This window comes from Pectobacterium carotovorum (genome assembly GCF_033898505.1).
GTDB lineage: Bacteria > Pseudomonadota > Gammaproteobacteria > Enterobacterales > Enterobacteriaceae > Pectobacterium > Pectobacterium carotovorum_J.
Genome location: NZ_JAXAFK010000001.1, coordinates 2,035,200 through 2,049,824, shown reverse-complemented (window position 1 = coordinate 2,049,824; position 14,625 = coordinate 2,035,200). Strand labels below are relative to the sequence as shown.

Annotated in this window: 13 protein-coding genes; all 13 read left to right on the top strand. The window is 53.5% G+C overall.

Annotated features, from left to right (window positions below; all coding sequences use genetic code 11):
* Positions 1 to 28: 28 nt before the first annotated feature.
* The 13 genes from R9X49_RS09075 (at position 29) to ccmB (ending at position 14,611) form a co-directional block, all read left to right on the top strand.
* Positions 29 to 1,423, top strand: a complete 1,395-nt coding sequence (locus tag R9X49_RS09075) for a 6-phospho-beta-glucosidase (protein WP_319848066.1) — start codon at positions 29 to 31, stop codon at positions 1,421 to 1,423.
* A gap of 276 nt (positions 1,424 to 1,699) precedes the next feature.
* Complete coding sequence (locus R9X49_RS09070; protein ID WP_319848065.1) at positions 1,700 to 3,358, top strand: carbohydrate porin; 1,659 nt, start codon at positions 1,700 to 1,702, stop codon at positions 3,356 to 3,358.
* An 86-nt stretch (positions 3,359 to 3,444) separates the two neighbouring features.
* Entirely contained in the window at positions 3,445 to 4,635 is a 1,191-nt protein-coding gene (locus tag R9X49_RS09065; RefSeq protein ID WP_319848064.1) for an alpha/beta hydrolase, read from the top strand.
* A 112-nt stretch (positions 4,636 to 4,747) separates the two neighbouring features.
* Complete coding sequence (locus R9X49_RS09060) at positions 4,748 to 5,755, top strand: nucleoside hydrolase (protein ID WP_319848063.1); 1,008 nt, start codon at positions 4,748 to 4,750, stop codon at positions 5,753 to 5,755.
* 623 nt (positions 5,756 to 6,378) lie between these two features.
* Positions 6,379 to 7,755 carry an ammonia-forming nitrite reductase cytochrome c552 subunit gene (gene nrfA, locus R9X49_RS09055; RefSeq protein ID WP_319848623.1) on the top strand — a complete coding sequence of 459 codons (1,377 nt, stop codon included), beginning with the start codon at positions 6,379 to 6,381 and terminating at the stop codon, positions 7,753 to 7,755.
* A 43-nt stretch (positions 7,756 to 7,798) separates the two neighbouring features.
* A complete protein-coding gene (gene nrfB, locus R9X49_RS09050) occupies positions 7,799 to 8,368 on the top strand; it encodes a cytochrome c nitrite reductase pentaheme subunit (RefSeq protein ID WP_319848062.1) in 570 nt (189 codons plus the stop codon).
* A complete protein-coding gene (gene nrfC, locus R9X49_RS09045; protein ID WP_319848061.1) occupies positions 8,365 to 9,036 on the top strand; it encodes a cytochrome c nitrite reductase Fe-S protein in 672 nt (223 codons plus the stop codon). The genes nrfB and nrfC overlap by 4 nt, the downstream gene beginning before the upstream one ends.
* Entirely contained in the window at positions 9,033 to 9,995 is a 963-nt protein-coding gene (gene nrfD / locus R9X49_RS09040) for a cytochrome c nitrite reductase subunit NrfD (protein ID WP_319848060.1), read from the top strand. Before nrfC ends, nrfD begins: the two co-directional genes overlap by 4 nt.
* Before the next feature lie 21 nt (positions 9,996 to 10,016).
* Positions 10,017 to 11,891 carry a heme lyase CcmF/NrfE family subunit gene (locus R9X49_RS09035; protein WP_319848059.1) on the top strand — a complete coding sequence of 625 codons (1,875 nt, stop codon included), beginning with the start codon at positions 10,017 to 10,019 and terminating at the stop codon, positions 11,889 to 11,891.
* Positions 11,884 to 12,285: a heme lyase NrfEFG subunit NrfF gene (gene nrfF / locus R9X49_RS09030; protein ID WP_319848057.1), complete on the top strand. Its 402-nt coding sequence runs from the start codon at positions 11,884 to 11,886 to the stop codon at positions 12,283 to 12,285. The genes R9X49_RS09035 and nrfF overlap by 8 nt, the downstream gene beginning before the upstream one ends.
* Entirely contained in the window at positions 12,282 to 13,142 is an 861-nt protein-coding gene (gene nrfG / locus R9X49_RS09025; RefSeq protein ID WP_319848056.1) for a heme lyase NrfEFG subunit NrfG, read from the top strand. Before nrfF ends, nrfG begins: the two co-directional genes overlap by 4 nt.
* A gap of 192 nt (positions 13,143 to 13,334) precedes the next feature.
* Positions 13,335 to 13,967, top strand: coding sequence for a cytochrome c biogenesis heme-transporting ATPase CcmA (gene ccmA / locus R9X49_RS09020; protein WP_319848054.1), 633 nt, complete (start codon positions 13,335 to 13,337; stop codon positions 13,965 to 13,967).
* Complete coding sequence (gene ccmB / locus R9X49_RS09015) at positions 13,955 to 14,611, top strand: heme exporter protein CcmB (RefSeq protein ID WP_319848053.1); 657 nt, start codon at positions 13,955 to 13,957, stop codon at positions 14,609 to 14,611. The genes ccmA and ccmB overlap by 13 nt, the downstream gene beginning before the upstream one ends.
* The last annotated feature ends 14 nt before the right edge of the window (positions 14,612 to 14,625 follow it).

Genomic DNA, 14,625 nt, shown 5'->3' with positions numbered 1-14,625 from the left:
ATTTACGACCCAATTGGGAGGAGAAAAGATGAGCCATCAGTTTCCGAAAGCATTCTTGTGGGGCGGCGCGATTGCAGCCAATCAGGTTGAAGGCGCGTATTTAACGGACGGCAAAGGGTTATCGACGTCCGACTTACAGCCACAGGGTATTTTTGGCGAGATCGTCACGCGTACGCCGAGCGATAGCGGAATCAAAGACACCGCGATCGATTTTTATCACCGTTATCCTGAAGATATCGCGCTCTTTGCTGAAATGGGCTTCAAATGCCTGAGAATCTCGATTGCCTGGACGCGCATTTTCCCGCAGGGCGATGAAACCCAGCCGAATGAGGCAGGACTGGCATTTTACGATCGTCTGTTGGATGAAATGGCAAAGTATGGCATTCAGCCGCTGGTGACGCTGTCCCACTATGAAATGCCTTATGGTCTGGTGAAGAATTACGGCGGCTGGGGAAGCCGTGAAACGATTACGTTCTTCGAGCGCTATGCCCGCACGGTATTCCAGCGCTATAAAGACAAAGTGAAACACTGGCTGACGTTCAACGAAATTAACTGCGCATTACATGCACCATTTACAGGAATTGGTTTACCTACCGAGAGTAGTAAGCAGGATATTTATCAGGCGATTCATCACCAGCTTGTGGCTAGTGCTAAAGCGGTGAAGGCGTGCCATGACATCATCCCTGATGCCAAAATCGGCAATATGATGTTGGGTTCCATGTTCTATCCATTAACCTGCAAGCCTGCGGATGTCATGGAAACGATGCAGCAGAACCGCGATTGGCTGTTCTTCGGCGATGTCCAAGCCCGAGGATACTACCCGGCGTACATGAAGCGTTTCTTTGCACAGCACGGTATTACGCTGACGGTAACCGAAGACGATCGCCAGTCGCTGAAAGAAACTATCGATTTCATTTCTTTCAGCTATTACATGACGGGCTGTGTAACCACGGATGAAGAAGCGAACCTGAAAGCCCGCGGCAATATTTTGAACATGGTGCCGAACCCGCATCTGGAAAGCTCCGAGTGGGGCTGGCAGATCGACCCGGAAGGGCTGCGCTATTTGCTGAACTATCTGTATGACCGTTATCAAAAACCGCTGTTCATTGTGGAAAACGGTTTGGGTGCCAAAGACAAACTTGAAAGCGATGGCAGCATTAACGATGACTATCGCATCAAATACCTGAACGATCACCTGTATCAAGTGGGTGAAGCGCTGGAAGATGGCGTTGAGGTGATGGGTTATACCTGCTGGGGGCCTATCGATCTGGTGAGTGCATCAAAAGCCGAAATGTCGAAACGCTACGGCTTTATTTATGTCGATCGTGATGATGAAGGGAACGGCACATTAGAACGTCGGCGTAAGAAAAGTTTCTACTGGTATAAAGAGGTCATTTCCTCTAATGGTGAAACGTTGAAATAAACCATCGCATCGGTGAGTCATTTACGCATTCATTCTCAGAGAAATAAAATCTGGAATGAATGCGAACTCTATTTTTTTACTATCCATGGGAAAGATGGCAGGGGAATAAGATGAAACGGGAGGGAATGGACTAGCCATTAAATCATATAAACGATCATGTGGGTTTTACAAAAATTTTTATAAATAGGCGGACTTGCGGCTAGCGTCGCGAGGGGGTTGTCTCAACTTAAAACCGCTGTTTCCAATGTTAAAATGTACCCTACTCGGATAATAATCATGCGTAAAAAATTCCCTGTAAAGATGATGGTATTACTGATGTCTTCCATATTTTTGTCTAATGGTGCTATGGCCGCAAAATTGACCGTAGAAGAAAGACTGGAACTATTGGAGAAAGAACTGGCGGCAAATAAAGCCGAATTGCAGTCAACGAAAAAAGAGCTGCGTGAATATAAGGCGATCGCGGAAAATAAAACACGCGTAGCCGCAAATTCAACGGTGAAGGATAAAATGCTGGCTGTTGCATCTGTTGACAGCTCTCCGGCTAACCAGGCTGTCGCTGCACCTGTTGCGCAATCTGCGACAAACACGGTCGATGTTGTCGCGACTGCAAATACGCAGCCAAAACCACTGACGCTGGCTGAAATTAGTAAATACGTCAAAAATGATCTCGGTTTTAGCTACACGGGCTATTTCCGTTCGGGATGGGCAACTGCCGATCATGGTTCACCAAAATCTTATGCGATCGGCTCGCTGGGACGTTTTGGCAACGAGCACAGCGGCTGGTTTGATCTCTCTCTGAATCAGAAAGTGTTTGAAGAGGGCAACAAGCGCGTCGATGCCGTGGTCCAATTGGACGGTAATGTAGGGATGCAGTACAACAGCGCCTGGTTTGGTGAAGACGCGACTAACGAAAATAAACTGCAGTTCTCTCAAATGTACGTCACAACGAAAGGGTTTTTACCGTTTGCGCCAGAAGCTGATTTTTGGGTTGGTAAAAACACTTTACCCGTCTATGAAATCCAGATGCTGGACTGGAAAAGCCACCGTTCTGAAGCAGCAGGCGGTGTAGGTATCGAAAACTGGCAACTGGGCGTGGGGCAGTTGGATATCTCGTTGAATCGTGAAGATGTTAACGCCCGTCATGCATTATATAACCCGCGTAATAGCAGCTCGCCTCAGGATAAACATCAGGTCAATACCAATGCGGTCGATATTCGCTATAAAGGTATTCCGCTATGGGATAATGCAACATTGTCTCTGATTGGAAAATATGCGCAAGCCAATAAAGACAATATACAGAAAAATGACGAAAGTGATGGTTTGTCTTATAAGCTGAAAGATGCCTGGACCGCTGGCGTCATTTTACGTCAGGGGTTATATAACGGCGGGTTTAATGAATTTACTGTACAGGGGGCCAGCAATGCTATCGCTAGCGGTTTCGCCAATATATCTGATGCGAACCCCACGTATAGCCGAAATGGTGATTATTACGGCAATCATTCAGGAAATGCATTCCGTGTGATCTCGCAAGGAGAAATGTATTTGCGTGATGATATTATTATGGCGAATGCGTTGGTTTATTCACAAGGTAATGATATATACAGCTATGACACGGGTGCAAATACCGATTTTGATAGTATTCGTGCCGTACTTCGCCCTGCTTATATTTGGGATAAGTTCAATCAGACGGGGGTGGAATTGGCGTACTTTAATCAGACCAATAAAACAAACGGCGTGAATTACCATGAGTCTGGGTATAAAACGACGCTGTATCACGCCATCAAAGTTAATACCAGTATCCTGACGTCACGGCCGGAAATTCGTTTTTATGGTACTTACCTGAAAATTGAAGATAACGATATCAGCAAGGCCACCTTTAACGACAGTAAGAGCGATCAATTCTCCGTGGGTGTTCAAGCGGAAGTCTGGTGGTAATACCTGTCACCACATCGGCATCGCTTCGGCGGTGCCGCTACATTTAGCGAAAACAGACTCGATTACGTGATATTCGGGATGGGATTATGCGAATGAACATGAAGAAAATATCTTTATCATTATTGACTCTGGGTGTATTGGCGGGTGTTTCTGTCAACGCTTCTGCGCTACCTGCCGATTTTCCTGTTATGCCCGCGGCCACAGTCCCTGTGAGCCAGTATGTTACGGCGGTGAATGCGGACAGCAGCATTACCTTCCGCCTGTTTGCGCCAACGGCGAAGCAGGTCAGTGTTTTTACCGGTTCGACGCCCGATAGCATCGTGTCCCATGTGATGACGAAAGATGACTCTGGCGTGTGGTCGTTCAAGACGCCTGCGTTGGCACCGAACCTGTATGAATATTTCTTTAGCGTGGACGGTTTTCGCACCATCGATACCGGCACGGCGTTTACCAAGCCACAGCGTCAGGTGAATACCAGCCTGATTCTGGTGCCGGGGAGCATTCTGGACGTGCGTCAGGTGCCACACGGCGAGCTGAGAACGCTGACCTATCACTCCAACGCGTTGAAATCAGAGCGTCAGGTGTATGTCTGGACGCCACCGGGCTATAGCGAATCGTCAAAACCATTGCCGGTACTCTATTTCTATCATGGCTTTGGTGACACGGGGGCATCGGCCGTAGTACAGGGGCGGATACCGCAGATGATGGATAACCTGCTGGCAGAGAAAAAGATTGAGCCGATGCTGGTTGTTATTCCGGATACGGAAACGGACGTTCCCGGCATCATCCCTGAAGAATATCCACCGCAGGAGCGCCGTAAGGTGTTCTATCCGCGCAATGCGCTGGCGGCGGACAGGGAACTTATTCATGACATCATCCCCGAGATCGGCAAACGCTTTAACGTCCGTCAGGATGCAAACGGCAGGGCGCTGGCCGGGCTGTCTCAGGGCGGCTATCAGGCGCTGGTATCCGGCATGAGCCACCTGGATCACTTCGGCTGGCTGGCAACGTTCAGCGGCGTTACCACTGAAACGGTGCCAAACACGGCCGTTGCCGCGCAGCTTGAGCGGCCTGAGCAGATTAATCAGCAACTGAATAACTTTACGGTGGTGATTGGCGGAACCGACAACATCACCGGTAAGGATATTGCGGGTCTGAAAACGACACTGGAGCAGAAGAATATCCGGTTTGACTACCGCCATTATCCGAATCTCGGCCATGAAATGGACGTCTGGCGACCGGCCTACAGCGAATTTGTTCAGAAGCTTTTTAAATAGCGTCTTCGTGCTGCGGGCAGCGTTGTCGTATGCCCGCGTTCTCTGATGGTAGCCTGCGTCGCTGGGCTGCCATATCAACGACGGCCAAGCACCGTTAAGGATAATCACCTCTATGCGCAGATATTTTTCCCGTTTCGCCATGTTGATCGTGGCATTGCCTTTCCTCAGTGCGTTCACCGTGCAGGCGCAAACCTCACCTTTTGACGTGGCCGATCATAAACAGATCCGCGTCATCATCAGCGCCGATGCGAAAAACGAGGCTGATGATGATTTTGCCGTTGCCCATGCGGTGTTGACGCCGACGATGCAGGTGAAAGGGCTGATTGCCGCCCATTATTCCCGCACTGCGCCGTTAATGAAACGCGATGGCGAAAACAGCATGATGGAAAGCTACCACGAGCTCCAGCGGCTGATGAACGTAATGGGAAAAACGGACATTCCCGTTTATCGCGGTGCGACGCAAGCGCTGAAAGCCGACGGTGGCGCGCCTGTGTTGAGTGAAGGGGCGCAAATGCTGATCAAGGAAGCGTTAAAAGACGATTCACATCCGCTGTTTGTGTTAGTCATGGGGCCGATTACGGATATCGCCGCCGCATTGCAGGCTGAACCGAAGATCGCCAGCAAAATGACGGTAGTATGGATTGGCGGCATGCCTTATCCGAAAGGTGGCTGGGAATACAATATGTTCAACGATCCGGTTGCGGCGAACAACGTATTCAAGTCTCAGGTGCCTTTGTGGCAGGTTCCACATAATGTCTATATGTCCGTGCGCGTCTCGCTGTCTGAGCTTGCCGTGCGCGTGAAGCCGCAGGGGAAAGTTGGGGAGTATCTGTGGCAACAGCTGATCGAGTTTAATCGTGCGATTTCTGAAACCATTAAGGATGTTCCCTGGCCGAAAAGTGAAGTCTGGGTCTTAGGCGATAACCCCGCCGTTTCTCTGTTGTTGGATGACCACGAATATCATTACACGTTGGTTAATGCCCCACAGTTAAATGACGATCTGACCTATGCGCCTCAGAAGAACTTGCGCCAGATTCGGGTGTATAACGCCGTTGATGCCCGTTTTACGCTGGAAGATTTCTACGCCAAGCTGGCGTTGGCCTATGGTCAGGAAAAGTAAGACAGACTGAAGGGTTAATACCGCTTACTTAAGCGTTGCTTCAGGGGCTCCACGGCGATGACGTTCCCGCGGATGCCCTATGCCGTGTCTTGCATGGAATCTCAAGCCTTAAACGCTCGTCCTTAGAGCGAAGGGCACGTTATGGAATGATGTTTGCCACTTAAGCCCCGCTTATTAAGCGACTGAATGTGATCTACTGAGCAAAATGCTACGCTCTATCAGAAAATATACTGGGGTGAGATTCCGATATGGCATCGTATCCCGGCGCTTGCGCCACATACCTTGATACTTAAGTTCGCAATTTTTAAGCACTTAACGCTTAAGCTCCTAATTTTTTAATCCCTGCTTTATTCCGGCTATGCCTACCGCTTTGTGATTGAGATACGCCTCATATAACTTTCGATACGATTCATTACTTTTCTTTACCTTTGATCAAAAACAATATTTTGAATGCATCTTTTTGTTATTCATAGGGCGAGTAATGTCACGACAGTTGTTGTGGTTTCTGTCAAATGGATAACTAAAATGACCGCCAGTAGGCGGCTTAAATTGGACACAAACGCATGGTCAGGATAAGCACGTCAATCTCCTATCTGTGGGGCATGGTAGCCAGTTTTTTTCTTATGATGCCAGCCTATTCCGCTGATGCTCCGGCGTCACCCCCTCCCGCTCCAATAGAAGCAAGAAATTCAGTCTTCACTGCTCAACACCCCGATCAATTCAACTCGTGGAAAGCAACCAGCGAGCAGTCAGAACGTCACGATGCGCTGGCAGAAGACCCTATGATGGTGGTTCTCTGGGCGGGTTATCCCTTCTCCAGAGACTATAACAAGCCGCGCGGCCATGCCTATGCCATCACGGACGTACGTGAAACGCTGCGTACCGGCGCACCAAAGACGGCAGAAGATGGCCCTCTGCCGATGGCGTGCTGGAGTTGTAAAAGTCCGGATGTCGCCCGCTTGATTCAACAAGAAGGTGAGGACGGTTACTTCAAAGGCAAGTGGGCGCGAGGCGGGCCGGAGATTACTAACGATCTCGGCTGTGCGGACTGCCATGATACTGCGTCCCCGGATTTCGCTCAGGGCAAACCGGCGCTGACGCTGTCCCGTCCTTACGCTGAGCGCGCAATGGAATCGATTGGCAAACCGTTTGATCAAGCCAGCCGGTTCGGGCAGCAGTCTATGGTCTGTGGACAATGCCACGTTGAATATTATTTTTCCGGTAAAGACAAGGCGGTGAAATTTCCATGGGATAACGGCACGAAAGTCGAAGACATGGAAAAATACTATGACGCCATTTCCTTCTCCGACTGGACCAATACCCTTTCCCGCGCACCGATGCTGAAAGCTCAACATCCAGAATATGAAACCTGGAGCATTGGTATCCACGGCAAAAACAACGTGACCTGTATCGACTGCCATATGCCGAAAGTGAAAAACGCGGACGGCAAGCTGTATACCGATCACAAGATCGGTAACCCTTTCGACAATTACGGCGAAACCTGCACCAATTGCCACACGCAGGATAAAGCAGCGATGCAGAAGGTGGTTGCTGAACGCAAAACGGCTATTCAGGACTTAAAACTGAAAGCGGAAGAACAGCTGGTTCACGCGCATTTCGAAGCCAAAGCGGCCTGGGATGCTGGCGCAACCGAAGCGGAAATGCAGCCGATTCTGATGGATATCCGCCATGCGCAATGGCGCTGGGATCTGGCGGTTGCCTCTCACGGTATTCACATGCATGCGCCGGACGAAGGTTTACGGATGCTTGGCACCTCGCTGAGTAAATCCGCCGAGGCGAGAACCAAACTGGTGCGCCTGTTGGCACAAAAAGGCGTGACAGGCGAAGTCAAACTGCCAGATATCTCAACGAAAGAAAAAGCGCAGCAGGCGATTGGGCTCAACATGCAGCAAATCAAAGCCGAAAAACAGGATTTCCTGAATACGGTGGTGCCGCAGTGGGACGAGCAAGCGCGTAAAGCTGGACGACTGAGCCAATAACCCCATCGCCTGTGGACGCGGGCGAACATAGAGTGGAGTGGATATGAGCGTATTACGTTCGTTATTGACTGCCGGGGTGCTGGTATCAGGCATGCTTTGGGCATTGCCAGGGCTGACGCAGCCCGCACCTCAGGCGGAAAAAGGAGATCGGTGGGAGGTTATGCCCCAGCGCAATCCCGATGAGGCTTGTCTACAGTGCCATAAACCGGAAGAGGATGGCATGAAGGGCAAACATGCCACCGCCATCAATCCGCATAATCAGCAGCAGTTGACCTGCACTAACTGCCACGGCAAACCGTCGCTGCTGCACCGCGAAGGCGTTAAAGATGTCATGCGCTTTAACTTCCCGATGTACAAGGTGGAAGAGCAAAACAGCGTCTGTATGTCATGCCATGCGCCGGAACAGTTGCAGAAAGCGTTCTGGCCACACGATGTGCATGTGACGAAAGTAGCGTGTGCCAGCTGTCACCAACTGCATCCTACGCAGGATAGTATGCAGACGCTGAACGACAAGAGCCGCATCAAACTGTGCGTAGACTGCCATAGCGATCAGCGCAATAACCCCGATTTCAACCCAGCCTCAGTTCATCTGGGTAATAAGAGGCAGCCATGAGTTGCTCTCGTCGTCAATTTATTGCCCGTATGGGGGGGCTGATTGCCCTCACCAGTACGGCGGGGCAGGTCGTCGCACAGACGCTGAATATCAACGGCGTCCGCTACGGCATGATCCACGATGAATCGCTCTGTATCGGCTGTACGGCGTGTATGGATGCCTGCCGGGAAGTTAATCAGGTGCCGGAAGGCGTATCGCGCCTGACGATCGTTCGCAGCGAACCGATCGGGACCTTCCCGGACGTAAAATACCGGTTTTTCCGTCACTCCTGTCAGCACTGCGATCATGCACCCTGTGTTGACGTGTGTCCTACCGGAGCGTCCTATCGCGATGCGGCAAACGGCATTGTGGATGTGAATCCCGATCTGTGCGTCGGGTGCCAATACTGTATTGCTGCCTGTCCTTATCAAGTGCGCTTTATTCATCCGAAGACGAAAACGGCGGATAAGTGCGATTTTTGCCGCAAGACCAACCTGAAAGCCGGAAAACTGCCCGCCTGTGTGTTGTCTTGTCCGACGAACGCGCTGACGTTCGGCAACCTTGACGATCCTGACAGCGAGATTTCCCGCCTGCTTCGTCAACAGCCGACGTATCGCTATAAAATCGCGCTCGGCACTCGTCCTAAGGTCTATCGCGTACCGTTTAAATACGGGGAGGTTCATCAATGACGCCCGTGTCTTCAAGCGCATTCCATTTTGATTCGTTAGTCTGGGACTGGCCGATTGCGATTTACCTGTTCCTGGTGGGCATTTCTGCGGGGCTGGTGACGCTGTCGGCCTTACTGCGGCGCTACCACCCCGAACAGGCAACCGCAGACAGTACGCTAATGCGCACCACGCTGATTCTCGCGCCGTGCACCATCATTTTTGGATTGCTGATTCTGATCTTCCACCTGACGCGCCCCTGGACGTTCTGGAAGCTCATGTTCCATTACAGCTTTACCTCGGTGATGTCGGTTGGGGTCATGCTGTTTCAGGTATACATGGCGGCGCTGGCGGTCTGGTTAGCCAACATTTTTAGCGAGCAGGTTATCGTGCTGCAACAGCGCTGGTTGCCGAAGCTGGTCATGCTTCCCAAGGTGCTCGGTTGGCTGGCTCCAATGCAGAAATCGCTGGATATCGTGATGTTACTGCTGGCGGTGATGTTAGGGGCTTATACCGGTTTTTTACTCTCCGCGCTTAAGACCTATCCGCTGCTGAATAACCCGATCTTACCGGCGCTATTCCTGTTTTCGGGAGTGTCCTCCGGTGCCGCAGTAGCGCTGATCGCCATGGCCTGCCGCTATCGTCGCAATCCGCATAGTGAAGAAGCGCACTTTGTACACCGTGTCGAAACGCCGGTCGTGTGGCTAGAAATCTTCTTACTGTTTGCGTTCTTTATCGGCCTTGCTTTAGGGGACGATGGGAAGCAGCGGGCGCTGGTCGCCGCCGTGGGTGGTGGGTTCTGGGCCGTGTGGTTCTGGCTGGGCGTGGTAGGGATTGGATTAATCCTTCCCTTGCTGCTCAAGTCATGGGCTAACCGACAGCATTCACCTTATGGCGTGCTGGCGGTCTGCGGTATGAGTCTGGTGGGCGTCTTGCTACTGCGCTTCTTTATCCTCTATGCGGGGCAGTTAACCGTTGTCTAATTCCCAGCAAGAGGCCTGTTGATGTTGTTATTGCCAGAATTTGGGTATGTCGCGCTGTCGCTGGCGGTTTGCGTCGGTGTGGCGACGGTGTTGCTGACATTTTCAGGCTACTCCCTGCGCTGGTCGGGCACGTACCGACTGGCGCGGTGCTGGACGTTGGTACTGTTTGGCCTCGTGCTGTTCGCGTTTATCGCGCTGACGCTGAGCGTGGTACAGGATGATTTCTCCGTTAACTACGTCGCCCAGCATAGCCATCGTGATTTACCGCTGGGGCTAAAAATGGCGGCGGTCTGGGGCGGACATGAAGGATCGCTGCTGCTGTGGCTGTTATGTTTAACTGGTTGGAGCGCCGCGTTCGCCTGCCGCTATCGTAAGGCGACGAGCGATTTGTTCCCGCTGACGCTGGCGGTGCTGGCCGTGATCGCGACCGCGCTGCTGGTGTTCATTGTCTTTTTCTCCGATCCCTTTGTGCGTCTCTTCCCGCCTGCGGTGGCGGGGAGGGATCTCAACCCCATGCTGCAACACATTGGCCTCATCCTCCATCCGCCGTTGCTCTATCTGGGCTATGGCGGGTTAACCGTGAGTGCGGCACTGGCGTTAGCGGCCCTGATTCACGGTGAGTTTACTGCGCCGGCCGCCTGGATTTGCTGGCGCTGGACGCTGCCCGCATGGAGCCTGCTAACACTGGGCATCATCTTGGGATCGTGGTGGGCCTATAACGAACTGGGCTGGGGAGGATGGTGGTTCTGGGATCCGGTCGAAAACGCCTCGCTGCTCCCGTGGCTAACGGCCAGCGCGTTACTGCACAGTTTGTCTGTCACCCGCATGCGCGGCATCTTCCGCCATTGGTCGCTGATATTGGCGCTGCTGACGTTCATTTTATGTCTGCTGGGCACGCTGATCGTGCGCTCCGGGATACTGGTCTCCGTCCATGCCTTCGCGCTCGAACATGACCGCGCGGTGCCTCTATTTATTCTGTTTGCCTGCTTAAGTATGGCGGCTCTGGCGGTTTACGGCTGGCGTGCTCAGCTTGTCCGCTCCGCTGCCCGTTTCTCCGGTTGGTCGCGGGAAATCGCGATACTGCTGGTGCTGCTGTTATTCAGCGCCGTCGCGCTGGTGGTGCTGCTTGGCACGCTTTACCCGATGATCTACGGGCTGGCGGGCTGGGGGAAAATCTCCGTGGGCGCGCCCTATTTTAACCGTGTGCTCTTGCCCTTCGGCGGGTTGATGCTGTTGCTCATCGGGGTAGCGGCAGGTGGCTATTGGAAACGCAGCGCACGGTGGCCTGTCCGGCGCGTAGTCGTAACGCTGGCGGTCGGTGTCGTCACCGCACTGGCCTTATGGTCGCATGGATATGCCGTCGCGTTGGCTGCGGGTTTGATCGGCTGGGTCATGGCCGCGCAGTGGTTGCAGCCGCTGTCGGCGGTACGTCAGCAGCTTCCTGCACTGCTGGCGCATACGGGCGTGGCGCTGTTTGCCTTGGGGATTGCGTTCTCTGCGGGCAGCAAGCAGGAAATCAGCGCCAATGTGGGGCAGGGAGAACAGGTTACGCTGGGCGACTACCAATTTCGCTTTTTACAGCTGGATTTAGTGGCGGCGCAGAATTACACCGCAGAGCAGGCCGTGATCGCGATTTATCGTGGTGATTCGCCGATCGCCCGCGTCATGCCGGAACGTCGTTATTACAACGCACGCAAGCAGCAGATGATTGAACCGGGTATTGCCTGGGGGCCGATTAGAGAATGGTATGCCGTGATGGGAGAGAAAACCGGCGAAAACCGCTACGCCATGCGTTTCTATGTGCAAACCGGCGTCCGCTGGGTGTGGGGCGGCGGCCTGCTGATGGTCGCAGGTGCACTGCTGGGGTGGTTCAGAGGGAGAAGGGCCTATGACTAAATACATTGCGCTCCTTTTCATGCTACTGGCGTGTTCTGTGCAGGCTCAGGTGGTGGATACCTGGGTGTTTTCCAGTCAGGTACAGCGTCAGGCTGCAATGGCGATTGCCGGCGAATTGCGCTGTCCGCAATGTCAGAACCAGAGCCTGTTGGAATCGAATTCGCCCGTAGCGGTCAGCATGCGCCATGAAGTTTTTTCCATGGTGGAGCAGGGCAAGGACAAGTCAGAAATTATCGCGTTTATGAATCAGCGCTATGGCGATTTTGTTCAGTACAACCCGCCGATGAAAATGCAAACCGGCATCCTCTGGCTAACGCCGCTGTTTTTGCTGTTAGCGATTGCGGTTATCGCGTGGCGGGTGATACGGCAGCAGAACCGAGGGGCGCGCCCATGAGCCTGTTAAGCGTGAACCTGTTGGACCTGAACGTATTAAGTATGGTGTTCGTCGCCGTTGCGATTGTCGTTCTGGCTGCCGGGCTGTTATGGCCGCTACTGCCCCAGCGCCAGTCGGAGGGGGATGGCAAGCTACAGCGTTTAGCGGAGCGCATCTGGCAGTTTCAGTGTGAACAGGCAGGGAAGCACCTTTCTGAACATGAAGCCAGAATGCTGGGGCGCGAACTGTCTCACGACCTACCGCTAACGTCATCCTCTTCTTCTGCACCGCGCCCGATGCCCGTCATCGCCGTTGTGGTTGCGATTGTCGCTATCCTATTGGGCAGTGCGACGTTCTACATGCTCAGCCCGCGTGCCGAGCTCGTTCAGGCGGAACGTCAGCGGCTGGCCGATCCGCTACACGATTTTAGCGACGCACAGCAGCAGGAAAAACAGCTCGCCACTTTGCAGGACAACATTCGTAAAACGCCGGGCAACAGCGTCCTCTGGGCTGAGTTAGGTGAATATTATCTTTATCGGAACGCGTATGACAACGCGCTGCGCGCTTATCGGCAGGCGATTGCGCTGAAGGGCGACAGCGCGGAACTGTATTCGGCGCTGGCGACGGTGCTGTATTACCAGGCGGGTCAGGCCGTCACGCCCCCGATGCAAGAGATGGTCGATAAAGCGCTGGCACTGGATGCCAATGAAGCGACGGCGCTGATGCTGCTGGCGTCTGACGCGTTCCTGAAAGCGGACTATGCGCGCGCGATTACGATTTGGCAGCGCTTGCTGGATACCTATAGCCCGCGGGTTAATCGCGTTCAATTGATCGAGGCGATCAACACGGCAACGCTGCTGAAGAACAGCCAGAAATAGTGCGTGATAACTCTTGAATAAAAGGGGTAAGCGCGGCTTTTGGCACCGCCATGATGACAGGAATAACCGGAATCACCGATTTTATTGATCTCAATAAAAAAGATTAACTCTTTAGGGTTACGGCCTCCGAGAGGGGGAGTAAGGGCGCCATGTTATTCTATAACCACTTATGAAGTAAGGAGCTGTCCCCTGATGTTAGAAGCGCGCGATGTGGTTTGCATACGCGATGAGCATGTGCTGTTCAGCGCGTTGTCGTTTACGGCGAGTCCGGGAGAAATGGTGCAGATTGCTGGCGCCAACGGCGTGGGCAAAACGTCGCTGTTGCGCATTTTAAGCGGCCTGGCGACGCCAGAATCGGGGGAAATCTGCTGGCAAGGGCAACGCATTAACCGCATGCGCGAGCAGTTTAACCAGCAGCTTCTGTGGTTAGGCCATCAGCCGGGTATCAAGAGCGTCTTGACCGGTGAAGAGAACCTGCGTTTTTTCTATCCGCACCTGCATCAGGATGCGCACTGGCAGGCGCTGGCCGCTGTCGGGCTGGCAGGGTATGAAGACGTACCCGTGGCGCGTCTTTCGGCAGGGCAACAGCGACGCGTCGCGCTGGCGCGTTTGTGGCTTACCGACGTCCCGCTGTGGATTCTGGATGAACCGCTTACCGCGCTCGATGTGACGGGCGTCGAAATGCTGACACAGCGTATGGAACACCATATTGCGCGCGGCGGCATCATCATTTTAACCACCCACCAGCCGCTGCGACCGTTCGCTCAGGATATTCGCTGTATCCCGCTTACGCCGAGTGAGGGAGCACCATCATGCGGCGTCTGATTGCCCGAGAGCTGCGCGTTGCGTTGCGCAATAACGCGGAAATCCTCAACCCGCTGTGGTTCTTCCTGATCGTCATTATTTTGTTCCCTCTGGCCATTGGACCGGAGCCGCAGCTATTGGTGCGTGTGGCACCGGGCGTGGTGTGGGTAGCGGCACTGCTCGCGTCTCTGCTGGCGATGGATCGGCTTTTCCGCGACGACTATCAGGACGGGTCGCTGGAACAGCTGACGCTGCTGCCGTTGCCGCTGCCGCTAGTGGTGCTGGCGAAAGTCGTGGTGCATTGGATGGTCAGCGGGCTGCCGCTGTTACTGCTTTCCCCGCTGGCCGCGCTTCTGTTTGGGCTGGACAGCTACGGCTGGTGGGTGATGGCGCTAACGCTGTTGCTCTGTACGCCCACGCTCAGTTTTCTGGGCGCGATTGGTGCGGGATTAACGGTCGGGCTGCGCCGCAGCGGCGTGCTGTTAAGCCTGCTGGTCTTGCCGCTAACCATACCGCTGTTGATTTTTGCGACGGCGGCAGTCGAGGCCGCCATGATGCAACTGCCGGTGGGCGGGTATCTGGCGATCCTCGGCGCCTTTCTGGCAGGCAGCGCCACCCTGAGCCCGTTTGCCACGGCGGCGGCGTTGCGGGTGAGCATACAATAATTTTTCGATCTCAG

Excerpts from the sequence above, each read along its gene's own strand:
- R9X49_RS09075 (WP_319848066.1), top strand. The coding sequence starts at position 29 with ATGAGCCATCAGTTTCCGAAAGCATTCTTGTGGGGCGGCGCGATTGCA.
- R9X49_RS09070 (WP_319848065.1), top strand. The coding sequence starts at position 1,700 with ATGCGTAAAAAATTCCCTGTAAAGATGATGGTATTACTGATGTCTTCC.
- R9X49_RS09065 (WP_319848064.1), top strand. The coding sequence starts at position 3,445 with ATGCGAATGAACATGAAGAAAATATCTTTATCATTATTGACTCTGGGT.
- R9X49_RS09060 (WP_319848063.1), top strand. The coding sequence starts at position 4,748 with ATGCGCAGATATTTTTCCCGTTTCGCCATGTTGATCGTGGCATTGCCT.
- nrfA (WP_319848623.1), top strand. The coding sequence starts at position 6,379 with ATGATGCCAGCCTATTCCGCTGATGCTCCGGCGTCACCCCCTCCCGCT.
- nrfB (WP_319848062.1), top strand. The coding sequence starts at position 7,799 with ATGAGCGTATTACGTTCGTTATTGACTGCCGGGGTGCTGGTATCAGGC.
- nrfC (WP_319848061.1), top strand. The coding sequence starts at position 8,365 with ATGAGTTGCTCTCGTCGTCAATTTATTGCCCGTATGGGGGGGCTGATT.
- nrfD (WP_319848060.1), top strand. The coding sequence starts at position 9,033 with ATGACGCCCGTGTCTTCAAGCGCATTCCATTTTGATTCGTTAGTCTGG.
- R9X49_RS09035 (WP_319848059.1), top strand. The coding sequence starts at position 10,017 with ATGTTGTTATTGCCAGAATTTGGGTATGTCGCGCTGTCGCTGGCGGTT.
- nrfF (WP_319848057.1), top strand. The coding sequence starts at position 11,884 with ATGACTAAATACATTGCGCTCCTTTTCATGCTACTGGCGTGTTCTGTG.
- nrfG (WP_319848056.1), top strand. The coding sequence starts at position 12,282 with ATGAGCCTGTTAAGCGTGAACCTGTTGGACCTGAACGTATTAAGTATG.
- ccmA (WP_319848054.1), top strand. The coding sequence starts at position 13,335 with ATGTTAGAAGCGCGCGATGTGGTTTGCATACGCGATGAGCATGTGCTG.
- ccmB (WP_319848053.1), top strand. The coding sequence starts at position 13,955 with ATGCGGCGTCTGATTGCCCGAGAGCTGCGCGTTGCGTTGCGCAATAAC.